The sequence below is a fragment of the Methylobacterium sp. Leaf100 genome (assembly GCF_001422845.1).
Classification (GTDB): Bacteria; Pseudomonadota; Alphaproteobacteria; order Rhizobiales; family Beijerinckiaceae; genus Methylobacterium.
Genome location: NZ_LMMW01000061.1, coordinates 284,213 through 305,528, shown reverse-complemented (window position 1 = coordinate 305,528; position 21,316 = coordinate 284,213). Strand labels below are relative to the sequence as shown.

Below are 21,316 nucleotides of genomic sequence, written 5' to 3'. Positions count from 1 at the left end.
TGGTCAGCCCCCATTGAAGTGGTCCGCTCTTTGGTATGGCTTTTGAGCCTGGAGGACGGACAAGATGGCAAAGCACCCGAAGCCCGAGGAGATCGTTGCCAAGCTACGGCAGGCGGATGTGCTGATCTCACAGGGCCAGAGCGTGGCCGATGCGATCCGCGCGCTCGGCGTGAGTTCAGTGACATACTACCGGTGGCGGCGTGAGTTTGGCGGGCTGAAGTCAGATCAGGTTCGACGGATGAAGAGCCTTGAGACTGAGAATGCTCGGCTTCGAAAGGCAATCGCCGATTTGACGCTGGACAAGCTGATCCTGCAGGAGGCGTCCCGGGGAAACTTCTGAGCCCCGCGCGCCGACGCGCTTGTGTCGAGCACATCCTGCTGACGATGAATATCTCCGAGCGCCGCGCCTGCCGGGCGCTCGGTCAGCATCGCTCGACACAGCGCAAGGTGCCGCGGGGCCGCGACGACGAGGAGGCGCTGACAGCCGATCTCGTGGCATTGGCCGAGAAGTACGGACGCTATGGCTACCGCAAGATCAGCGCGTTGCTGAAGGCGGCCGGATGGTTCGTCAACGACAAGCGCGTCGAGCGGATCTGGCGGCGTGAAGGTCTGAAGGTCCCAGCCAAGCAGCCCAAGCGAGGGCGGATCTGGGACAACGACGGCTCCTGCGTCCGTCTTCGCCCGGAACACCGCAATCACGTGTGGTCGTATGACTTCGTCGAGGCACGCACGCATGACGGGCGCAAGATCCGGATGCTCAACGTCGTTGACGAGTTCACCCATGAATGCCTGGCGATCCGGGTCGCTCGTAAGCTCAAGGCGATCGACGTCATCGACGTACTCTCGGATCTGTTCATCCTACGTGGCGTACCTGGCCATATTCGTTCGGACAACGGGCCGGAGTTCGTTGCGAAGGCCGTCCAAGCTTGGATTACCGGCGTCGGAGCAAAGACGGCCTACATCACGCCAGGCTCACCATGGGAAAATGGCTACGTCGAAAGCTTTAATGCACGGCTTCGCGACGAACTGCTCAACGGCGAGATCTTCTACACACTCAGGGAAGCGCAGGTCGTCATCGAAAGCTGGCGACGTCACTACAACACCGTGCGCCCGCATGCCTCTCTGGGATACCTGCCGCCGGCACCGGAGGTGTTCATGCCAGCCTTCTCCGCTTGGCCGGCTGCGCTCGCCCGACCAGCTCCGCCGGCCAAGCTACCCGTGGCGGAGCGGCCAACCGTGCACTAACTTTATCCTCGGACCACCTCGTGGGGGCCGATCACGGCCGGCTGCGCTCGCCCGACCAGCTCCGCCGGCCAAGCTACCCGTGGCGGAGCGGCCAACCGTGCACTAACTTTATCCTCGGACCACCTCGTGGGGGCCGATCAGGCGAGTCGGCATTGACCGACGTGGTGTTGATGATAGCGCTGCCGGGTTTCATATATGGGAGCGCAGCCTTCACAAGGTAGAACATTGCGTGAATGTTCGTTGCGAAGGTGATTTCCCACTCAGCATCGGAGATCTCTTCCGGGTTCGCGAAGGTTTTCTGGTGAGCGGCATTGTTGACCAGAACATCGACTCGCCCGAACTCCACCACGGCCCTGTCGACGATGGCGCGGCAATGGCTGGGATCCTTCACATCCCCCGCCATCCGGATCGCCTTGCGGCCTGCGGACTGGACTAGGCGGCACGTTTCCGCAGCGTCGTCGTGCTCGTCGTAATAACTCACGAGTACGTCCGCCCCTTCGCGTGCATAGGCCAGGGCCACGGCGCGGCCTATTCCACTATCGGCGCCGGTGATGATCGTGCTCCGGCCCGCGAGGCGTCCCGAGCCCTTGTAATGCGCCTCGCCGTAATCAGGTTTCGGATCCATATCCACATCGCGCCCCGGCGGTGTGAGGGGGCGCTGATTCTCGAACGGCGGCTTTGGGAATTGCGTCATGGCGAACGAGGTTTCCTTGCCGAATTTTTCTGTCGAACAAGTTCACTTGCAGAACTGACCCTGGAGCCGTCGACCCGGGAGATCGCGTGCCGACCGAGGCCGCATCGTGGATGCGACCTCACCGGTGACGGGTATGCGGGGAACGGGGATGGCGAAGCGACCTCGAGAAGACCCGAGCCGCTCCGACACGGCCGGTTCGGAACGCCTCAAATCAGGCGATCTGTTCCTTTTGCGCGCCGCTGTCGGGGCGTGCGGGCCCCAGAACCGGCTCTTCGCCCATGGGTACGTTCTGCACCACGTTGTAGGTTCCCTTGCCGTCCAGCGACGGACCGCTCGTCCAACGGCCTTCCGGCGGCACCGTGCCGTCCGCGGCCGTTCCGAAGAAGCTATAGCTGAACTTCTCGTGCTCCTTGCTTTGCGGGAAGCTGTTGGGGATCGGCAGGGCGCCCTCGTGGCCCCCCAATTCTTCGACGACGGCGAGCCATTGTTGCTGGTGCATCGTGTCGCGCGCGATGAGGAAGCTCCACATGTCGCGCATTCCAGGGTCGTTCGTGGCGTTGAACAGGCGGACGGCCAATGTCCGCCCCGTCGCCTCCGCCGCCACGTTACAGTACATGTCGGCGGCGAGATTCCCGCTGGCGTAGATGTGTGACATGTCGAACGGAGCGCCGTCACAATTGGCCGGAAACGCAGCCATCCCCGTGGACAGCAGATGTCGGTGCAGCATTCCCTCGACGAGATGCCGGGGGTTCTCACCACCCATGACGGCGCCCACCACGGCGTCCGCCACACCGGCTTCCTGAACCTTCGTCGGGGCAGTCTCCAGATTCATCGCGACGGCGGTCGCCAGCATCTCGATGTGGCCGATCTCTTCGGTCGCGGTGTGAAGAAGCATGTCGCGATACTTCGTTGTCGGTCCCCGCGCGCCCCAACCCTGGAAGAAGTACTGCATGCAGACGCGGATCTCACCTTCGATGCCGCCGATCGCCTGTTGCAGCATACGCGCGTAAACCGGATCGGGTGAATCGACCTTGACAGGATATTGGAGACGCTTGTCGTGATAGTACATGGTTTAAGCCACCTCAATGCATCGCCGCCCCATGCTTGCGGCCCGGGACGGCATGGATGGTGAACCGCGGTCCCACCGCACGGCATGCGCGGCAGGAGAGGACTTGGAGGTGTGGGCCGAGTCCAACGCCGTAAAACGGAACTGGACTTGACTCATGTCTCCTTATCGAAACGGACGTGGCCGACTCGAATACAGGACCAGGAAGGCAGATCTCGCGCTTTAGCCTGCCGACCCGTGTCCTGATGTGACTTCAGCGGTCAGGAACCACGACCGCCGTGGCTCGCCTCGCCGCCTTTTTTGCCGGCCTCCGAAGCCCGCTCGCGGTCGTTGGCAAAGTTGCCACCGCTGGCCTGTCCGCCCTTGTGGCCAGCCTCCGAAGCCCGCTCAGGGTCGTTGGCGAAGTTGCCGCCACTGGCTTGTCCGCCCTTGTGCCCGGCTTCCGAGGCACGTTCCCGATCTTCGGCGAAGTTGCCGGATCCACCGCGATGCTCGGACTGCCCCTGATTGCCGTTGGATTGTGTCATCTCACCCTCCTGATTGTTCGGTAGATGAGATCCAAGAACTCCAGAATTAAAAACAATGTTCCAAGAAAAATCGTGGTATCGAACCAAAAATATGTAGATATAATCTAGGATAAAGCGAGATAACTCAGGATAAGCCGATGATAGATGCTGGTTTTATCCGCAGTCTTGGGACGGCGTGCCCCTCCGAACAGATCGCGAGCCCAGGATGGGGGTTCGGGACCCGCGAGGCCCACCGCAGCTCGACAACCGGCGGTCAGGCATGCGCTCGGTCAGCGCAGTCCACAAAGGTTCCGGTCCGACGGAGCTGCTGCATTCCGAGGTAAGGGGCGCCTGCCATGTCTGCAGACCGGGCGCGCCTTAATTTCCCGCTGGCCCCATCTGGACCGATGTCGCATACATCGCTCGACGCGCTATCTCCGCGTCAGGGATCGGCGGTCCGGACCGATGTCTGTGGTATCGCCGAGGAGTCTGCGTCCGGACCCGATGACTTGCAATGCGTCCCGGCTGGAGCACTCCCGCCGGGCGACGGCCTCGAGGTCTCGCAGGTAGATGATCACAGGTTCGCGAATGGTGTCGGTGCGGCCGATCACGGGCTCGACTTTAGCCGTGACATGCGTGATCACCGTATCCCAGAATTCCGGGGTTTTCGCGCGATTTCTTGGCATGAGGTACGACTCCTCCGATCGACACCGACACGTGTCGGACATCGAAAGGAAAGCTTCATCAACATAGGTTTCAGGTGGTGTGCGATTCTCGTTGTGCACCTTCGATCCGCTGGGCCGTTCATGGGGCCTGCATCCCTGCGAGGGGGCTTGCATGCTGCAGGTGGGCCTGCAGGTGGGCCTGGAGGTGCGCCTGGGTCGGACTAGGCACTCGGGACAAGGTCGGCGTCGTGTGGGCTTAGGATCTGTTCACGTCCGGTTGTCGACACCTCGGGCACGAGGATGAGCCGTCGAAGGTTCACGCAATGCGAGGATTCCATGAGCAGCGATGACGGGGACGACTGGTCTCCTTCCCCGGACGGCAATCTGGCGGGTCGTTGGTCCGAGCCTGAAGCGCACCCGATCGCGCTTCCACACCGAAGCCGGAACGTCCTGGGCATGATGCGTTCCGTCATCCGGCGTACGGTCGAGTCGAGTGAGACGCTCGAAGACTTCGCCCTGCATATCGAAGGTCGCCTCGACGCGCTCACCCGTACGCAGTCGGCGATCGATTGCGCGTCGGATGGAGGCGTGGATCTTGCCACCCTTCTGGCGACGGAGTTCATGGCCGGCCAAGCCCGTGAAGACGATCAGGTTTCCCTCGATGGGCCATCGGTTCGGCTGGCACCAAGGGCCGCGATGAGCCTGGGATTGGCATTCCAGGAACTGACTACGAACGCGATCAAGTACGGAGCCCTGTCGGCCCGGGGCGGCCACGTATCCGTGACATGGCGCCTGAAACTATCCCACGATGCGCATTGGCTCGCGGTCACGTGGCAGGAGCGCGGCGGTCCGAGGATCGCGGCGGCACCGCTCGTCACTGGCTTCGGTACCGAGATGCTGAACCGTACGCTCGCGGATGAACTCCAGGCCGAGACGATACTGAGCTATGATGCGGACGGTCTGCGCTGTAGCCTCAACTTGCCCTTCACCGATCACGCCTTCGCGCGCGAGACGTGAGATGTGATTCGCTGAGCAAGGCGTCGACGACGGCGGCTCGCCCGATAGGCACGTTCGTGAAGAAAAAGCGGGTTTCGATCCGTCGTGGCCTGCGACGGCACGATGCGATCGCTGCTCGGTGATGTCCAATCCAGATTTCACAACGTGCCGGCTATAGATGTTTCAGTATAGTCTAGCGCCGACCGACCAGTAGATTACTGCGTGACGATGGTTCGGTGCTCTACCGAGGTTCGAGCTTTAATCCATCAATCTTATGTGAAATCTACCGCGGAACGAATCCCTGAGATTTGTTTTGGATCGTTTGCCTACGCGCTTCCCGGTTGAGGTCCAGGATCGGGCGAACTCATGACACGAGTGAGGTGCCCGTCCCGATGCTGCGTGTTCTACTGTGGTTCGGGCTCGCCCGAATATCAGGAATTTATATTTCCATCTGGATGACGAATATTTGATCCATCTGATATAAACATCGGCGAGGTTTATACAAATGTCACTCAATGGTAATCAATACGGCTCGGCGGAAAAGAGAAAATCGAAAAACTTGTTGTTAATCCTGGGAATTTTGGTGGTACTGATCGCCGTCGTTTTCTTGGCACTCTACTTGTTCGGACAGCGCTTCGGCGTTCCAGTCTGAGCATGCCCCATCGGATCGGCAGGAAGGATTTCAGCTTCATGGGGTCGAAGTCGCAAGGACGACAGATTCGCGTGACCATCCTATCCAGCCTCTGCATCCTATCCTTGACGTGGCTCCCAGCACGCGCGAACCCTTCGATGGCTGGCGCGATGACGCAGAAGTCGGATTGGCGGGAAAAGTGCGAGCGACGTGCCCAGCAGAATGGGATGCGGCACAAACTAAGGGCGCCGTTCGTCACGCAGTGTATCGCAGGATATCGCATCAACGCGGGCAAAGATCTTCAATCGAAGAAACAGAAATTCTAATCACCTCCGGTCGGTCGATGCCTCGTCATTGAGAAGAAAGCGCGCGCCGCGGAGCCGAAAGAGAGCTTTGGAATGGTCGTATCCCTGGAGGGCGAGTGAGCGCGGTCGATCTGGGTTCGAATTCGCGCCCCGGGTATTTCATCAGAAGCTCGGCGCCACAGCCTTGTCACTTCGGCAGCCTCCTCGCCATTCCCGGCAATGTACGTGTAGCCGCGACGCTGGGCAGCACGCATCTCGAAAGGCCGAGCGCTCGGGGTTGACCGACCGCGAGACCCATGGCTTCTACGGGCGCTGGCACTCCCGACTCCGTAGCTCAGCTGGATAGAGCAGCCGCCTTCTAAGCGGCAGGTCGTTGGTTCGAGCCCAACCGGGGTCGCCAGTTTCTGCCGCACCAACTCTTCGAATCTCGGAGTGTTTCGATACCGCCGACCCGGACCCCCGGCGTTCGCTCGTCGCTCAGGCGGATCCGACCCGGTACTGGCGCGGCGGGGCCGTGCCGTTCACCGCGAAATCGCCGACCGTGCGGTCGCGGTAGATCCGGGGATTGTGCGAGGCGATGGTGCGGGCGTTGCGCCAATGCCGATCCAGGCCATGGCCACCCTTCACCGCCGAAGCGCCGAGGGCGTCGAACAGCGTCGTGGTGGCTTCCAGCACGAGGTTGGTGACCACGCTGACGGCCTGGTTGACCTCGACATCCGCGATGGCCGCAGTGGCCTCGGCGGATCGACCGGTGCGATGCACCGCATAGGTCCGTTCCAGGGACTCGGCCGCCTTGAGGACGATGGCGCCGGCGGCGTAGGCCGCGCCGCGCACGCGACCGACCACCTGCTGCACCTGAGGGTCGTCGCCCGAACGGCTGCCGTTGCCGTGGCTGTAGACGCGCTGGCGCTCCGCCACGAGACGCGTGACGTCGAGGGCCGCCGAGCGACCGATCCCCGCGAGGGTCGCGAGATGGACGAGTTGGAAGAACGCCATGGCATAGGGGAAGCGTTCCGGATCGGGCTTGATCAGCTCCGGCCCGAGGCCGACGTTCGTGAACACCGCCGTGCCGCTGGCCGTCAGCGCCTGTCCGAACCCGTCCCAGTCGTCGAGGATCTCGACGCCGGGTGCGCGCACGGGGACCGCCGCCACCATGGCGACGCCGGCCTCGTCCTGCGCCGAGACGTGGATCCAGTCGGCGAAGAGCGAGCCGGTGGTGTAGAACTTCCGGCCGTCGAGGCGCCATTGCGCTCCGTCCGGCCGCAACACCGTGTCGAACTGCCCGACCTTGGCCTCGCCGGTCTCGGAGACGCCGCTGCCCACGGTCTCGCGGTCACCGATCCGGCCGATCCAACGGGCCCGCCACGCATCCGACGACGAGCACAGCATGTCCTCGGTGAAGCCGAAATGCGCCCGCAGGGCGTTGGTCACGTTGGGATCGGCCTGAGACAACTCGATGAGCAGATTGAACAGCTCGGGCAGACTCGCGTCGAAACCACCCGCGTCGCGTGCCAGCCGGAGGGTGGTGAAGCCGGCCTGCTTCAGCCAGCCGATCTCCTCATGGGGCAGCGTACGCTCCCGGTCGCGGGTCACGGCGGTGGCGCGGATCCGCGCGAACACCGGCCGGAAGCCCGCGGCGAGATCCTCGTAACGTGCGCTCGGCCCCGCGCCCCATCCCGCATCTGTTTGTACCATCGATCGTTCCCATCCCGGCGAAGGCGCGGAATCGAGGGCACCCGGCAAGGCTCTGCCCAACCCGATGTCACGCCGCATCGCCTTGGAGTCGGCAATCCGCAGTGTCGAAGCAAGTCTCAAATGGCAGGATCATCGTATTTGAAAGATGACTGTCAGTCTTGGTGTCTACAGAGACCAGCTGTTTCCAAGTGGGGCAGCGCGTGAAAGATCATGCTCCGGCGTTCTGCGACGGCCGGGCGGATCCCCGGGCCGTTCAGCGCAGGCGCGGTAGGATCGTCTCGGCGAACCGGCGCATCTCCGCCTCGAACGGTTGGAACTGGAGCATGAACAGGTCGATGCCGGCTGCGTGAAAGGCGGACAGGCGTTCCGCGATCCGACCGTAGCTGCCCACCAGCCCCGCGGCGGTGCCACCGTTGGTGCCGACATGGCGGACGGGGCCGTCGGGCTGGGCGAGACCGGGCTTGGCGAACATCACGGCGGCCGGGTCCGTCCGCGCGCGGGTGTCGGCCCGGATGGCGGCGTCGCGTTCGGCGAGTGCGATGAGCCGCGCATGCTCGGCCTCGGCCTCGTCGTCCGTGTCGCGGGCGATGACGAAAGCCGAGAGGCCGTAGCGCAGGGGACCATTGGCGGCCGGGCGCCGGGCGACGTCGGCGATCAGCGCCGCGACCTCTTCCAGGGGCTGGCCGTTGATGAACCAGACATCGCCGTGATCGGCCACCAGGGCGCGGGCCGGTTCGGATTCCCCGCCGACATAGAGGGTTGGCCGGCGGCCACCGGTGCCGGCGGGCCGCAACTGGTAATCCTCCACCCTGAAATGTTCGCCCGTGAACCGGACCCGTTCGCCCCGCATGAGCCGGTCGACGAGGCCGATCCATTCCCGGCCATAGGCGTAGCGTGCGTCGTGAGCCGGAAACGGCAGGCCGGCCCGCTCGAACTCGGCCTTGTTCCAAGCATTGACGAGGTTGAGCGCGAAGCGTCCCTCGCTGATCCGGTCGATGCCCAGCGCCGCCTTCGCGAGTACCACCGGATGGACGAGGCCCGGCTTGATCGCCGCGATGATCTCGATCCGGTGCGTCAGGGCGGCCAGCGCCGCCGATGCGCTCCAGGCATCGAGCTGGTCGCGCGCCTCGTCGTAGGGGTTCATGGTGTGCTGGGCGACGAGCACGGAATCGAATCCGAGGGTTTCGGCCTCCAGCACCAGGGCGCGGGTGCGTGCCCAGCTCGCGTCGTCGGGCTCGTCGGGATCGTGGTGGGCGGCGCGCGATCCGTGCACGGGCGCCCAGACGCCGAAGCGTGGGGAAGCGGCGGCCATGCTCAACCCCGGCTCGCGGCGGGTCGCCAGATCCGCACGGCGGTGGCGTCGATCTTCCGGGGGATCAGGCCGGCCTCTTGGAAGGTGTCGGCGATGGTCTGCTGCTCGGACAGGGCGGCCCTCACCACGGGCTGGATGGCGTAGCTGCGCCGTTCGTTGACCGTGGCGACGATGTCGGGCGGCAGGTCGCCCCAGACGGGGCCGAGAAGCGCGACGGCGTCCTTCGGGTTGGCCTTGACCCATCGCCCGGCCTCCACGAGGGCATCGAACACGATTCCCACCACCTCCGGGTGCGCGGCGGCGAAGCTGTCGTTGACGAGAAAGTAGCGGTTGTAGCTCGACAGGCCGGTCGCGTCGGCAAGCACCCGTACGGGTCGTTTGGCCTGGGCGATGGCGAGGAACGGGTCCCAGATCGCCCAGGCGTCGAGGCTGCCCCGGGCGAACGCGGCGGCCCCGTCGGGCGCTTCGAGATAGGCCGGCGTGATGTCGGAGAACCGCAGGCCTTCGCGCTTGAGGGCGGCGGCGAGGATGAAGTGGCAGCCCGAGCCGCGCGAGACGCCCACCGTCTTGCCCTTGAGGTCCGCCACCGAGCGGATCGGGGATTCATCGGGCACGATGATCGCCTCGGCGCGGGGCGAGCCCGCCTCCATGGCGTAGAAGGTCAGGGGCGCGCCAGCCGATTGCGTGAAAACCGGAATCGCGTCGGCGACATCGGCGTGGAGGTCGACGGCGCCGCTGTTCATGGGCTCGATCACGCCGGTGAACTGGTGCCAACTCGGCGCAAAACCCTTCGCGGCTAGGCGCTCGACCAGGGTGCCCTTGAGCTTGAGCACGGTCAGCAGGGTCGACGAGCGCTGGAAGCTGAGGCGGACCGGCTTGTCTGCGCCGAGCGCCGGGCGTCCACCCGTGGCACCGAGGGCCAGGGCGGCTCCGGCGCCGCCGAGGAGGCCGCGCCGCGTCCAGGGGGCGGAAGTCATCATGGATCGTATCCTTGGGCTCGTTCCCAGAGCGTTTGCCCGGAGGACGGAGGTTGGCCATCGGACGGGACGGAGTCGTTGCGGCCGCGGCGCGGGGCCCTTGGGAAGCGGGCCCGCGGCGATCGAACGCCCGAAGGTTTGGTGGCCGAGGAGGGCCGCGGCGCCGGCCAACAGGGCCGGGTCCGGAGGTGCCTCAGCAGAACCGGACGGATCCGGCAGCATCGCGTGCAGGATGCGGATGAGGCGTCCGGTCATGCCGCCCCCGTCGGCAGCAGGTCGCCGTAATGGCGCGCGGCCACATCCGGGTGCGAGCGCAGACGGCCCTTGAGGGTGTTGCGGCCGACCTCGTGGAAGAGCGGGTTGTCGGGATCGCCCACTGGGCCCCGTGCCTTGTCCGCGAGGGAAGGCGGAAGAGTCAGGAGCGGCACGACGGCGTCGTGACGTGCGCCGAGGAAGAACGCCACGGAGAGCCGGTCGCGCCCGGCCGGTGGCGTCACCACCCGGTGTACCGTGGCGCGCAGGTAACCGTCGGAGGCGAGCTCCAGCAGCTCGCCGACATTGACGACGAACCGGCCCTCCCGCGGCTCCACGGAAATCCAGCCCTCCGGCCCTTCGACCTCGAGCCCGCTCTGCCCGTCCTGAACCAGGAGGGTGAGGAGCCCGCTGTCCTTGTGGGCGCCCACGCCCTGGTCGCCCTCGGTGCCGTCGCGGCCGGGGTAGCGGATGATCTTGATGTGCTGGTTCGGGGCTCCGGCGTAGATCGGCTCGAACGCGTCCTCGGGTTGGCCCAGCGCCTCGGCGAAGGCGCGCAGAACCCGGATGCCGACCCGCGTCACCGCCTCCTGCCAGCGCAGCAGGCCGACCCGCAGCTCCGGCAGGCCGGCGGGCCAGAGGTTGGGGCCCTGAAGCCGCGTCCAGGCCGGATCGGCCGCACGCCGCGGCAGGGCGGGACGCTCGGCGCCGATGTCGAACTGCTCGCGCCAGTCCGGGGTGCCGCGGGTGATCTCGCGCCCGGCTTCCGTGTAGCCGCGAAAGTGCGGCGAGCGGATCATGGCCACCGCCCGCTTCTCGGAAAGCGACAGGGCGAAGAAGCGTCGCGCCAGGGCCTGGGTCTCGGCAATCTGCGCCGGGGAAATGCCATGCCCGGACAGGGTGAAGAAGCCGACGTCCCGGGCCGCCTGCCGCAGGGCGGCGAGGAAGGCCGCCCGTTCGGACGGTCCTTCGTCGAGGCGGCGCAGGTCGAAGTCTGGAACTCCGGCCACGGGTCAGGCCGCCTTGGCGTAGGTGCCGACCGCCGCCAGCGCCTGGTCGAGGTCGGCCAGGATATCGTCGATATGCTCGAGGCCGATGGAGAGGCGCACGTAGCCGTCGGACACGCCCGAGGCGCGTTGGTGCTCGGGCGAGAGCTGGGCGTGCGTGGTGGTCGCCGGGTGGATGGCGAGGCTGCGGGCGTCGCCGATGTTGGCGACATGGTAGAACAGCTTCAAGCCCTCGATGAAGCTGCGCCCGGCCTCGCGCCCTGCGGCGAGTTCGAAGCCGACGAGGCCGCCGTGCCCGCCCCGGAGGTATTTGGCGACCCGCTCGCGCGCCTTGCCGGTGTGGTGCGAGGGATGGATCACCCGCTCGATCTCGGGCCGGCCGGAGAGATAGTCTGCCACCGCCTGCGCATTGTGACTGTGGCGCTCGATGCGCAGGGCCACGGTCTCGATGCCCTGAAGGGTGAGGAAGGCGTTGAGCGGCGAGACCGCCGGGCCGAGGTCGCGCAGGAGACGGACACGGGCGCGCAGCACGTAGGCGATGGGTCCCAGCGGCTTGGCCGCCTCCGTCCAGACGGTCCCGCGATAGCTCGGGTCGGGGGTGGTCAGGGCGGGTTGGCGCTCCGGATGGGCCGACCAGTCGAACGTGCCGCCGTCGATGATCGCCCCGCCGATGGCGATGCCGTGACCGCCGAGATACTTCGTCGTCGAATAGACGACCACGGCGGCACCGTGGTCGAACGGGCGCGCCAGGAGCGGCGTCGCGGTGTTGTCGATGATGAGGGGGATGCCGAGCGGCCGGCCGATGGCCGCGACCTCCGCGATGGGAAACACCGCGAGTTTCGGATTGGCCAGGGTCTCGCCGTAATAGGCCCGGGTGCGCGCGTCGGTGGCGCGGGCGAAGTTCTCGGGATCGGCGGGGTCGACGAAACGAACCTCGATGCCCTGCTCGGCCAGGGTGTTGGCGAACAGGTTCCAGGTGCCGCCGTAGAGATCGGTGGAGGAGACGATGTTGTCGCCGGCCCGCGCGAGGTTCTGAACCGACAGCGCCGAGGCCGCCTGCCCCGAAGCGACGGCCAGTGCCGCGGCACCGCCTTCCAGGGCCGCGAGGCGCTGTTCGAGCACATCGACGGTCGGGTTGTTGACCCGGGTGTAGATGTTTCCGAACTCTTTGAGAGCGAACAGGCTCTCGGCGTGGCCGGTGTCGCGGAACTGGTAGGACGTGGTCTGGTGGATCGGCACCGCGACGGAGCCCGTCCTGGGATCGGCACGCCATCCGGCATGGAGCGCGAGGGTCTCGGGATGCGAGGAAGCGTGTGGGCTCGGCATGATGGGATTCCTGCAGGGCATTCGACGAATGTGTCGCCTTCCCACGGAACGAACGAATTTCGATCCAGTAAGGCCAGAGCATTTCGTTCGGTCGGATGATTATCCCAGCGCCTGTCGTCACGATCATTTGCTGAGTTGCCTGATGATGAAGCAACGCAGCCCGTAGTCAATGAAACGGTCTTTTGAAGAATCCTATTCTCCGACGAAAATATTCGCGATCATGCGCCGCACGGGGGACGGAACGTTTGTCGCGTCCCGGGGAACCCATCCAAAAAGGAGCACGCAGGTATTTCCATACGTCGGAAAGGCGCCGATAGTCCGTGCCTTGACGTGGGCGCCGTTGGCGTGGCGCCATCGATTTTTCGCTGATTCCCGTCGCTTCGCGCCACGCGTTCGGCCCGGTTCCGGACGCATGGCAACGAAGGAGCGTGGCGAAGGCATAGGGTATCGGACGCACGGGCATGAACGACGGCGCGATTCTTCTCCTGACCGATCGGCCCGATCGTAGTGCGGCCCTGGAGACGATTCTCAATACAGTGGGGCGTTGCGAAGTCGTGGCCGGAGACGGGAAGCTTTCGCTCGGCACCCGGCCCATCGCCATCGTGGCCGACCTCACCCTGACCCGCCGTGAATCCGTCGGACGTCTGCGTGCGGTGCTGCCGGTGGGCCAGGCCACGCCGCAGATCGTGAGCCAGGTCGCAAATCCGGTCGCCGGCCGCGTCGTTCGCATCCCGGTGATCTGCCTGATGCGCTCGACGTCCGATCAGGACTTGCGGCAGGCCCGCGACCTCGGCGCCACGGTCTGCCTGCCGGCCTATACGGCGCCGCACCTCGTCGCCCAGGTGATCCGGGATCAGGTCTCCGCGCGCAGCGAGACCGCGAGCGGCGTGTCGGGCCAGGGAATCGTGCGCGCCACCGAGGCGCTCACCGGCCTGTTCGCAGCGGCCCGCGAGGGCGGCGACATGGCGCTCGGCGTCGTCGAGGCGGGTCTGACGCCGATCCTGGCAGCGGTGCGCGAAGGCGGGCTGACCCAGTGGCTCGACACCGTCTGGACCCACGACGACGCCACCTACCAGCACTGCCTGCTGGTTGCCGGCGTCTCGGCCCAGTTCGTCAATTTTCTGCAGTTCCGCGAGCAGGACCGGCAGCACTTCGTCCGGGCAGCCCTGCTGCACGATCTCGGCAAGGCCCGGATCCCGCAGGCGATCCTCAACAAGCCGGGCCGCCTCGACGCCGACGAGATGGCGATCATGCGCACCCACCCGGTGATCGGCTACGAGATTCTGCGCGACAGCGGCTGCGACGCCGCGACTCTGAGCGCCGTACGCCATCACCACGAGATGCTGGACGGATCCGGCTATCCCGACGGCCTCGCCGGATCGGCGATCGGCGACACCGTGCGGCTCCTCACCATCTGCGACATCTACGCGGCCCTGACCGAGCGGCGCTCCTACAAGCCGCCGATGCCCATGCGCGACGCCCTCGCGGTCCTCGAGAGCATGGATACCAAGCTCGAAGCCGGCCTCGTGCGGTGCTTCGGTGATGCCATGTCGGCCACGACAGCATGACGGCGACGATGGATGACGGTTATGCAGCGATCGCGCACGGGACAGGCCCTCGGGCCGCGCGGTTGTCGTGGGACGCGATGGCGGTGATCCGCCTGCCGCTGTCGAAGTCGGCCATCGCGGAGGCCGCCCCCCGGCATCGGCTCGATCGCCGTGGCTGGACGGACGCCGTCGGAGAATCTGGCGCACTGGCGACCCGTCGGGACCGTGGCGCTGGCGGCGGCTCGTCCGATGCGGGCGCTGGCCGGCTCCGCGATCCGGCCCTTCCGGTGGGTCGGAACGCCGACGGCCCGATACGGCAGACCCCGGGCCGAAATCGCCCGGAGCCTGCCGTCACACGTCACGGGGGTGGGGCGAACCCCATGAGCCTCAGGGCTGGAGGACGCCGTTGATCACGTGGATCACGCCGTTCGACTGCATCACGTTGGCGACGGTGACCGTGGCGGTGCTGCCCTTGGCATCGGTCACGTAGACCTTCTTGCCCTTGGATTGGACGACCAGGGGCTCACCCTGGACGGTCTTGAGCTGGGCTTCGCCACCGCCATCCTTCGCGAGCTTCATCAGGTCCTTGGCGGTGTAGGTGCCGGGGACCACGTGGTAGGTGAGGATCTTGGTGAGGGTGGCCTTGTTCTCGGGCTTCACCAGGGTCTCGACGGTGCCGGCGGGCAGCTTGGCGAACGCGGCGTTGGTGGGGGCGAACACCGTGAACGGGCCGGGACCCGACAGGGTCTCGACGAGGCCGGCGGCCTTCACGGCGGCGACCAGGGTGGTGTGGTCCTTCGAGTTGACGGCGTTCTCGACGATGGTCTTCGAGGCGTACATCGGCGCGCCGCCGACCATCGGGTTCTTGGCGAGGGCGGCGGCCGGGAGGGCGGCGCCGATGGCGAGGCTGAGGCCGAGGGCGGCGAGCTTGGAGGCCAGCGGGCGGCGGGCGGTGAGGTTATGCATCGGATTCTTGTCTCCTCTGATGTCCCGAGCGGGGCAATCGAGGTGACTTACGGCGCGTTTGGAGAGAAAGTTTCAGGAATGATCTGTTAGACGATCCGCTCGCCCGGTCGGTCCTCCCGTGGGGATCGCCAAGACTTGCGAGAAGGACTTGCGAGAAAGCCAGCGCCTCGGGCGCCAAGGCTTCGAGACCGAGCAGGGAGAAGAGCGATGGGACGTTCGGTGGCGGTGCCGTGTGACTGACGATGTTCTGCTTCAGACGCGACTGACAGCCATCGCGGCCGGTGACGAGACGGCGCTGAAGGCGCTCTATGACGAGACGGGAGCGAAACTCTTCGGCCTCGTCCTGCGTATCGTCCGTAGTCGTGAAGCGGCCGAGGACGTGCTTCAGGATGTCTATCTCCGGATCTGGCAGAAGGCCGAGACCTACGCGCCCGCAGCCGGCCGGCCGATCACTTGGATGTGTGCCATCGCCCGCAACAGGGCCATCGATGTGGTGCGCGCCCGCAAGGAGACTCCTCTGGCGGATCTCGTCGACGGCGAGGATTGGATGAATCAGGTGCCCGACCCGCACGACGGCGAGAGCGATGTTCTGGATCGCGGTGCCCTGGCCCTGTGCCTCGGCCGCTTCGACGCCGTGCACCGGCAATGCCTCGTGTTGGCCTATTGCGAAGGGTTCTCCCGCGAGGAACTGGCGGCGCGGTTCGATCGACCGGTGAACACCATCAAGACGTGGCTCCACCGCGGACTGGCGAGCCTGCGCTCGTGCCTGGACGCCAACGCATGACCGGCGATCCCTTCGATACCGAGGATTCCTTCGGCGCCGGCTCGCCCGACCGCGACATACAGGCCGCAGAGTATGTGCTCGGCACCCTGCCGCAGGCCGAACGCACGGCCTTCGCCCGTGCCCTGGCGACGGATGCGAACCTGCAGGCCGCCGTCGCCAACTGGCAGACGCGCCTGGCGCCCTTCGCGGAGACCGTGCCGGAGGTCGCGCCGCCGGCGGGAACCTGGCTGCGCATCCGGGCGGCGCTGAGGCCAACCGGCGACGATCCCCGCGTCGAGAGCCTGACCCGTGGTCTGCGGCGATGGCGCCTGGGAGCGCTCGGCGCGTCGGCCCTGGCCGCCGGTCTCGCCCTGGCGCTGGGCCTCGGCCGCTTCCTGCCGCCCGACCCGGATACGGGCCAGTACGTCGCCGTGGTCAATCGGGGCGGCGAATTGCCGGCCCTGGTGGTGCGGGTCGACACGCGACGCGGCGTCGCGCAGGTCCGCTCCGTTGCAGCCGACACGCCCCTCGAGAAGAGCCTGGAGCTTTGGTACATCGCTGGAGGTGGCGCACCACGCTCCCTCGGCCTTGTCGAGGCCGGGCGTGCGAGCATGGCCATGCCGGAAATCGCGCGTGGCGCCAGCCTCGAGACCGCCGTGCTGGCCGTGAGCGTCGAACCGCCCGGTGGCTCACCGAGCGGGGCACCGACGGGACCGGTGGTCTATTCGGGCAAGCTTCTGCGGGACTGAATCGCCCGACGGCAGGCCGGATCCCTCGCCCCTCGGCGACCGCCCGGTGCGGCCGTCCAGTTGTCCACGTTCCACAAGGGTTCCTGGCGGTCGACGGTCGCGAGGAACTCTTCGATGGGCTTCGACAGCATGGCCTTCGAGACGAGGGCGGCATCGAAGTTCTATTCGCGGTCGAACGACAGGTCGCCGGGGCTGCAATGCTCGAGATCCCCTCGCCGGGCGAACCGAATGTTTCCGCAGCCATATCGCCGGGGCGGGTTGCCCATGTGCCCGATCGCTGGCAGGGCTCGCCGCATGAAGGTCTCCTCCGTTCCACGGCCCGTATCCGCCCTTCGTGCCGCCCTGCGGAGCGATGCCGGCGGTGGCCTCGTCCTCATGGCGAGCGCGGCCTTGGCGCTCCTCATCGCCAACTCGCCCCTGGCGTCAGCCTACTTCGGACTGCTGGCAGCCCATCTCGGGCCCTTGAGCGTGCTGCATTGGGTCAACGACGGCCTCATGGCGGTGTTCTTCCTGCTGGTCGGCCTCGAGATCAAACGTGAAGTTCTCGACGGCCGCCTGCGTACGTGGCCCGACCGGATCCTGCCGGGTGTGGCGGCCCTCGGCGGCATGCTCGCGCCGGCGTTGATCTACGTGTTCGTGAATCGCGCCTCACCGGAGACCCTGCGCGGCTGGGCGATCCCGACGGCGACCGATATCGCGTTCGCCCTGGGAGTCCTGGCGCTCCTCGGGCCGCGCGTGCCGGTCTCCCTGAAGGTGTTCCTCACGGCGCTCGCCATTCTGGACGACCTCGGGGCGGTTCTCATCATCGCCGCGTTCTATACCGCCAGCCTGTCGCTGCCGATGCTGGTCGGGGCCGTGATCACCGTCGCGGTCCTGGTCGCCCTGAACCGAGTCGGGGTGAGCCGGCTCACCCCGTACCTGCTCCTCGGCGCGGTCCTGTGGGTTCTCGTTCTCGGGTCCGGCATTCACGCCACCATCGCGGGCGTGGTGCTGGCCCTGACGATCCCCTTGCGCACCAGCCCGGCCAAGCCCGACGACCCGGCATCCCCGCTGCACAAGCTGGAGCACGCCCTCCAACCCTGGTCGTCCTTCGTGGTGCTGCCGATCTTCGGCTTTGCCAATGCGGGCGTGGCGCTGGGGGGAATGTCCGCCGCGATGCTGTTGGAACCGGTGACGCTCGGCGTGGCCCTCGGGCTGTTCCTCGGCAAGCAGATCGGGGTGTTCGGCATGATCGTCGTCGCCGTCAAACTCGGCCTCGCCCCGCGTCCGGCCCATGCCGGGTGGTGGCAGCTCTACGGCTTGTCACTCCTGTGCGGCGTCGGCTTCACCATGAGCCTCTTCATCGGTCTCCTCGCCTTCGCGGACACACCCGCCCTGGAGACCGAAACCAAGATCGGCGTTCTCCTCGGCTCCGTCAGCTGCATGGTCGCCGGGGCCCTCGTTCTCCTCTTCGCACCACGGCCCGGATCGACGGCCCGAAGCTGACGCTCGACGGAAACCCATGCTCGCCCAGACGTCTCCCACGGCCCCCGACGACATCACCCACGTCATTCAGATCGCCCTCGCGCCGGCCTTTCTGCTGACGGCGCTGGCGACCCTGCTGAACGTGTTCTCGACGCGCCTCGGGCGCGTGGCCGACAAGGTCGACGCCGCGTCGTCCCACCTGCGCGGGCCGGCCCAAACGAAGCAGGGCGGCTCGCGCGGCAATTGTCCTACCTGCGCCGACGCTCGTTCGTGCTCGATGTCGCGGTGGTGCTCGCCTCGATCGGCGGCATCATGACCGGCCTCGCCGTTCTGACCCTGTATGTCGGAGCGTTGCGCGATGCGGCCACCGCCTCGATCCTGTTCGGATGCTTCGGCGTGGCGCTGATCTGCACTGTCGCCGCCATTGCGGCCTTCCTGTCGGAAATCCTCATGGCGGGCCGTGGTGTTCGGGACGAGGTCGATCGGCAGACCCGCCACGCGACGGATCTCGAAGGCTCCGGTCCATGAGAACCGGCGTCGGCGCAAAGCCTACCGGCCGGTCTGAAACTTGAGATCGAGGGCTGCGAGCGCCAGGAGCGGCGGCGGCATCGGAACGCCGGCCTTGCGCATGGTGCGGGCCGCCGCGCGGCAGCCGGCCTGGTCGTTGCTGGCGGCTGCGGTCTCGATACCCGCCACGGTGGCGGCGTCGGGTTTCGGCGGCGGGGGCGAGGCCGCCGGTGCAGCCGCCGCCTTTGCCGATGCGTTCGCCTGGGCGAGGGCACTCTTGCGATCGCCGGGCGCCACCGTGTCGCTGGATCCCGTGGCGCCGCTCAAGCCGGATTTCTGTTGAGGCTCACCGCCACCGCCGGAGGGCTTGCCCTCGCTCTTGCCGGACGGGTTCGACACCGCCGTCGTCTGGCTCGGTGGCGTGGCGCCCTCCTGCTTCTTGGCTTCCGGCGCCGTCACGAACGCCAGCAACTCCTTGCAGAGATCGGCCGGTCCGCCTGACGCCGCCGGAGGGGCGGCGTCCTGCGCCGAGGCCGGTAACGCGAGCAGGGTCGCCGTCGTGAGGAGTGCGATGCGCGACAGGGATTTCAGCATGCTCGTTTCCTCAAACTCCTGGGACCGCGCGGGTGTCTGTCCGATGCGACTGGTCCGCCGATCCGATGGCGCGCGCGTCAGGACCGCTTCGGGTGGGAGGCTTCGCCTTCGGCCTTGCCGTGAGCGGCGTCGTTGGCCTCGCCCACCACCGGCATGCCGTTCCATTTCGGTCCGACGAGATTGATACCCGGCTCCGATACGCGCGCACCCGAGGTCGCGAAGGCCTGATAGGCGAAAGTCTGGTTGCTGGTGAGCGCGTACATGGCCAGCACGCCGAGGGCGATGGCGGCGATGACGGCGGCGGCGAAGGCTTTCATGACGTGTTCTTCCTCGTCCGTATCATTCGGCCGGCGCGGGGTGGCGTCCCGTGAGCTGCGGGCCGCTGGCCGTCTTGGCCTGTTCCTTCTCCACCCAGAGGTCGTGGTGCGCGCGGGCCCAGGCGAGATCGACCTTGCCGCTGCCCATGGCGTCGTAGGCGCCTTTCATGCCGAGCGTACCGATGTAGATGTGCGCGAGGATGCCGACGATGAAGGCGACACCGATGAGGGCGTGGATCACCTGCATGACCTGCATGCCGTTGATGTCGAGGAGCGCGAACGGGAACAGCATCATCAGGCCGGTGACACCCATGGCCGCACCGAATCCCGCGACCATCCAGAACACACCCTTCTGGCCGGCGTTGAAGCGCTCGGCATGGGGGTGGGTTTTTCCGATGAAGCCGCCGCCGGCCTTGATCCAGGCCCAATCGATCCGATTCGGGATGTTGTCCTTCACCCAGACGGCGATCATGATCACCACGCCGAGCATGAACGGCCACGCGAGGTAGACGTGGCTGTACTTGGCCCATTGCGCCAGGGTGCCGAAGGCCTCCGGGCCGATGACCGGCATGAGCAGGCGCTTGCCGAAGATGTAGTTCAGGCCGGACAACGACAGGATGATGAAGCACGTGGCCGTCATCCAGTGGGCGAACCGTTCGAACGCGTTGAACCGCAGGATCTTCTTGCCCGATTCCTGGGTGTCGTCCGTGAGGATGCGTCCGCGCCACAGGAAGAACCCACCGAGCGCCGCGATCATGCCGAGGATGCCGAGCGCGCCGATCCAGGGTAGCCAGGACTCGCGAAACGCCCGGTACTCTCGGCCCTGCGGCTGAATCAGGTTGGCGGATTTCCGGTCGGGGATGCTGACGCGGCCGGTGATCTTGTCGGCCTGCTTGAACAGGAATTCCTCGTTGACCGAATCCGCCGTGGGCTTGGCGCCCATGGGGTTCTGCCCGTCCTGGGTGATCGGGTTCTGCGCCCGTGCGGCGTCGAAGGCGCCCGGGGCGGCCAGGAGCGTCGTCGCGAGGACGAGGGTGCTGAAGAGCGTGACTGCCCGCCGCATCGGCGTTCCTTTCGAATGCTTCTCGTCGTTGAGGCCGCCGCGGGCGGCGGCCCCGGAGGGGCGATCAGATCGCCACGGTCTCGCGGTAGGCGGTCTTCCAGCCCCAGGCGCCGGAGCCGTAGCCGCGCTTGACCACGCGCTGCTTGTAGATCTCGGCGATCATCTCGCCGTCGCCGGCGAGCAACGCTTTCGTCGAGCACATCTCGGCGCACAGCGGAAGCTTGCCCTCGGCGAGGCGGTTCGAGCCGTACTTCTCGTACTCGGCCACCGAGAAATCGGCTTCTGGACCGCCCGAGCAGTAGGTGCACTTGTCCATCTTGCCGCGCGAGCCGAAGTTGCCGACGCGCGGATACTGGGGCGCGCCGAACGGGCAGGCGTAGAAGCAGTAGCCGCAGCCGATGCAGATGTCCTTGGAGTGCAGCACCACGGCGTCGGCCGTGGTGTAGAAGCAGTTCACCGGGCACACGGCGGCGCAGGGCGCGTCGGTGCAGTGCATGCACGCCATGGAGACCGAGCGCTCGCCCGGCTTGCCGTCGTTGAGGGTGACGACGCGGCGGCGGTTGATGCCCCAGGGCACCTCGTGCTCGTTCTTGCACGCGGTGACGCAGGCGTTGCACTCGATGCAACGGTCGGCGTCACAGAGGAACTTCATACGGGCCATAATGGATG

The 21,316-nt window shown here is 66.5% G+C and carries 18 protein-coding genes, 1 tRNA gene and 2 pseudogenes; 8 read left to right on the top strand and 13 right to left on the bottom strand.

The annotated features are described in order from the left end of the window. Positions 1-64 precede the first annotated feature (64 nt). A protein-coding gene (locus ASF25_RS20000) for an IS3 family transposase (RefSeq protein WP_156369082.1) occupies positions 65-1,245 on the top strand; the annotation gives its coding sequence in 2 pieces (ribosomal slippage) (positions 65-326 and positions 326-1,245; 1,182 coding nt in all). 139 nt (positions 1,246-1,384) lie between these two features. Here ASF25_RS20000 and ASF25_RS19995 read toward each other — a convergent pair. The 3 genes and pseudogenes from ASF25_RS19995 to ASF25_RS19985 form a co-directional block, all read right to left on the bottom strand. Beyond that, positions 1,385-1,939, bottom strand: a pseudogene (locus ASF25_RS19995) (SDR family NAD(P)-dependent oxidoreductase); the annotation flags it as partial. Between the two features lie 211 nt (positions 1,940-2,150). Continuing rightward, positions 2,151-3,008 carry a manganese catalase family protein gene (locus ASF25_RS19990; RefSeq protein ID WP_056167237.1) on the bottom strand — a complete coding sequence of 286 codons (858 nt, stop codon included), beginning with the start codon at positions 3,006-3,008 and terminating at the stop codon, positions 2,151-2,153. Positions 3,009-3,265: 257 nt separating this feature from the next. After that, positions 3,266-3,532, bottom strand: a complete 267-nt coding sequence (locus tag ASF25_RS19985) for a general stress protein (protein WP_056267398.1) — start codon at positions 3,530-3,532, stop codon at positions 3,266-3,268. Positions 3,533-4,512: 980 nt separating this feature from the next. Here ASF25_RS19985 and ASF25_RS19975 point away from each other — a divergent pair. Then, complete coding sequence (locus ASF25_RS19975) at positions 4,513-5,193, top strand: sensor histidine kinase (RefSeq protein WP_162238656.1); 681 nt, start codon at positions 4,513-4,515, stop codon at positions 5,191-5,193. A gap of 1,238 nt (positions 5,194-6,431) precedes the next feature. After that, positions 6,432-6,508, top strand: a tRNA-Arg gene (locus tag ASF25_RS19970). A gap of 77 nt (positions 6,509-6,585) precedes the next feature. Here the strand turns inward: ASF25_RS19970 and ASF25_RS19965 are convergent. From ASF25_RS19965 to ASF25_RS19945, 5 genes are all read right to left on the bottom strand, one after another. After that, positions 6,586-7,803, bottom strand: a complete 1,218-nt coding sequence (locus tag ASF25_RS19965; protein ID WP_056306558.1) for a monooxygenase — start codon at positions 7,801-7,803, stop codon at positions 6,586-6,588. Between the two features lie 253 nt (positions 7,804-8,056). After that, positions 8,057-9,115 carry an LLM class flavin-dependent oxidoreductase gene (locus ASF25_RS19960; protein ID WP_056267404.1) on the bottom strand — a complete coding sequence of 353 codons (1,059 nt, stop codon included), beginning with the start codon at positions 9,113-9,115 and terminating at the stop codon, positions 8,057-8,059. A 2-nt stretch (positions 9,116-9,117) separates the two neighbouring features. Further along, complete coding sequence (locus ASF25_RS19955) at positions 9,118-10,092, bottom strand: aliphatic sulfonate ABC transporter substrate-binding protein (protein ID WP_056267567.1); 975 nt, start codon at positions 10,090-10,092, stop codon at positions 9,118-9,120. Positions 10,093-10,343: 251 nt separating this feature from the next. Continuing rightward, the gene (locus tag ASF25_RS19950; RefSeq protein WP_056306557.1) at positions 10,344-11,354 is read right to left on the bottom strand and encodes a 2-oxoglutarate and iron-dependent oxygenase domain-containing protein; all 1,011 of its coding nucleotides are present in this window, start codon (positions 11,352-11,354) and stop codon (positions 10,344-10,346) included. A gap of 3 nt (positions 11,355-11,357) precedes the next feature. Beyond that, positions 11,358-12,677 carry a PLP-dependent transferase gene (locus ASF25_RS19945; RefSeq protein ID WP_156369081.1) on the bottom strand — a complete coding sequence of 440 codons (1,320 nt, stop codon included), beginning with the start codon at positions 12,675-12,677 and terminating at the stop codon, positions 11,358-11,360. 461 nt (positions 12,678-13,138) lie between these two features. On the opposite strand from ASF25_RS19945, the gene ASF25_RS19940 reads away from it, so the two are divergent. Then, positions 13,139-14,245, top strand: coding sequence for an HD domain-containing phosphohydrolase (locus tag ASF25_RS19940; RefSeq protein ID WP_056306555.1), 1,107 nt, complete (start codon positions 13,139-13,141; stop codon positions 14,243-14,245). 366 nt (positions 14,246-14,611) lie between these two features. Here ASF25_RS19940 and ASF25_RS19935 read toward each other — a convergent pair whose 3' ends face one another. After that, positions 14,612-15,190 carry a fasciclin domain-containing protein gene (locus ASF25_RS19935; RefSeq protein WP_056167212.1) on the bottom strand — a complete coding sequence of 193 codons (579 nt, stop codon included), beginning with the start codon at positions 15,188-15,190 and terminating at the stop codon, positions 14,612-14,614. Between the two features lie 232 nt (positions 15,191-15,422). Between ASF25_RS19935 and ASF25_RS19930 the strand changes: the two genes are divergently transcribed. From ASF25_RS19930 to ASF25_RS19915, 4 genes and pseudogenes are all read left to right on the top strand, one after another. Further along, positions 15,423-15,974 carry a sigma-70 family RNA polymerase sigma factor gene (locus ASF25_RS19930; RefSeq protein WP_056267413.1) on the top strand — a complete coding sequence of 184 codons (552 nt, stop codon included), beginning with the start codon at positions 15,423-15,425 and terminating at the stop codon, positions 15,972-15,974. Continuing rightward, the gene (locus tag ASF25_RS19925) at positions 15,971-16,702 is read left to right on the top strand and encodes an anti-sigma factor (RefSeq protein ID WP_056306554.1); all 732 of its coding nucleotides are present in this window, start codon (positions 15,971-15,973) and stop codon (positions 16,700-16,702) included. Before ASF25_RS19930 ends, ASF25_RS19925 begins: the two co-directional genes overlap by 4 nt. Positions 16,703-16,996: 294 nt before the next feature. Then, positions 16,997-18,187 (top strand): Na+/H+ antiporter NhaA, encoded by a 1,191-nt coding sequence (nhaA, locus tag ASF25_RS19920; protein WP_056167207.1) that lies wholly within the window; start codon positions 16,997-16,999, stop codon positions 18,185-18,187. A gap of 16 nt (positions 18,188-18,203) precedes the next feature. Continuing rightward, positions 18,204-18,731, top strand: a pseudogene (locus tag ASF25_RS19915) (DUF2721 domain-containing protein). Here ASF25_RS19915 and ASF25_RS19910 read toward each other — a convergent pair. The 4 genes from ASF25_RS19910 to fdh3B all read right to left on the bottom strand — a co-directional run bounded on the left by ASF25_RS19910 (position 18,716) and on the right by fdh3B (position 21,308). Further along, positions 18,716-19,267 carry a hypothetical protein gene (locus ASF25_RS19910; protein ID WP_056167200.1) on the bottom strand — a complete coding sequence of 184 codons (552 nt, stop codon included), beginning with the start codon at positions 19,265-19,267 and terminating at the stop codon, positions 18,716-18,718. The pseudogene ASF25_RS19915 and the gene ASF25_RS19910 overlap by 16 nt on opposite strands. Before the next feature lie 77 nt (positions 19,268-19,344). Further along, positions 19,345-19,584, bottom strand: a complete 240-nt coding sequence (locus ASF25_RS19905) for a hypothetical protein (RefSeq protein WP_056167198.1) — start codon at positions 19,582-19,584, stop codon at positions 19,345-19,347. Between the two features lie 22 nt (positions 19,585-19,606). Continuing rightward, positions 19,607-20,647 carry a formate dehydrogenase subunit gamma gene (locus tag ASF25_RS19900; protein ID WP_056167194.1) on the bottom strand — a complete coding sequence of 347 codons (1,041 nt, stop codon included), beginning with the start codon at positions 20,645-20,647 and terminating at the stop codon, positions 19,607-19,609. A 64-nt stretch (positions 20,648-20,711) separates the two neighbouring features. Next, positions 20,712-21,308 (bottom strand): formate dehydrogenase FDH3 subunit beta, encoded by a 597-nt coding sequence (fdh3B, locus tag ASF25_RS19895; protein ID WP_056167191.1) that lies wholly within the window; start codon positions 21,306-21,308, stop codon positions 20,712-20,714. Positions 21,309-21,316: the final 8 nt, after the last annotated feature.

Bases quoted from the DNA above. Each gene is read 5' to 3' on its own strand.
- ASF25_RS19935 (WP_056167212.1), bottom strand. From the start codon at position 15,190: ATGCATAACCTCACCGCCCGCCGCCCGCTGGCCTCCAAGCTCGCCGCC.
- ASF25_RS19945 (WP_156369081.1), bottom strand. From the start codon at position 12,677: ATGCCGAGCCCACACGCTTCCTCGCATCCCGAGACCCTCGCGCTCCAT.
- ASF25_RS19925 (WP_056306554.1), top strand. From the start codon at position 15,971: ATGACCGGCGATCCCTTCGATACCGAGGATTCCTTCGGCGCCGGCTCG.
- ASF25_RS19940 (WP_056306555.1), top strand. From the start codon at position 13,139: ATGAACGACGGCGCGATTCTTCTCCTGACCGATCGGCCCGATCGTAGT.
- ASF25_RS19960 (WP_056267404.1), bottom strand. From the start codon at position 9,115: ATGGCCGCCGCTTCCCCACGCTTCGGCGTCTGGGCGCCCGTGCACGGA.
- ASF25_RS19910 (WP_056167200.1), bottom strand. From the start codon at position 19,267: ATGCTGAAATCCCTGTCGCGCATCGCACTCCTCACGACGGCGACCCTG.
- ASF25_RS19955 (WP_056267567.1), bottom strand. From the start codon at position 10,092: ATGACTTCCGCCCCCTGGACGCGGCGCGGCCTCCTCGGCGGCGCCGGA.
- ASF25_RS19900 (WP_056167194.1), bottom strand. From the start codon at position 20,647: ATGCGGCGGGCAGTCACGCTCTTCAGCACCCTCGTCCTCGCGACGACG.
- ASF25_RS19985 (WP_056267398.1), bottom strand. From the start codon at position 3,532: ATGACACAATCCAACGGCAATCAGGGGCAGTCCGAGCATCGCGGTGGA.
- ASF25_RS19990 (WP_056167237.1), bottom strand. From the start codon at position 3,008: ATGTACTATCACGACAAGCGTCTCCAATATCCTGTCAAGGTCGATTCA.
- ASF25_RS19965 (WP_056306558.1), bottom strand. From the start codon at position 7,803: ATGGTACAAACAGATGCGGGATGGGGCGCGGGGCCGAGCGCACGTTAC.
- ASF25_RS19975 (WP_162238656.1), top strand. From the start codon at position 4,513: ATGAGCAGCGATGACGGGGACGACTGGTCTCCTTCCCCGGACGGCAAT.
- ASF25_RS19905 (WP_056167198.1), bottom strand. From the start codon at position 19,584: ATGAAAGCCTTCGCCGCCGCCGTCATCGCCGCCATCGCCCTCGGCGTG.
- fdh3B (WP_056167191.1), bottom strand. From the start codon at position 21,308: ATGGCCCGTATGAAGTTCCTCTGTGACGCCGACCGTTGCATCGAGTGC.
- nhaA (WP_056167207.1), top strand. From the start codon at position 16,997: ATGAAGGTCTCCTCCGTTCCACGGCCCGTATCCGCCCTTCGTGCCGCC.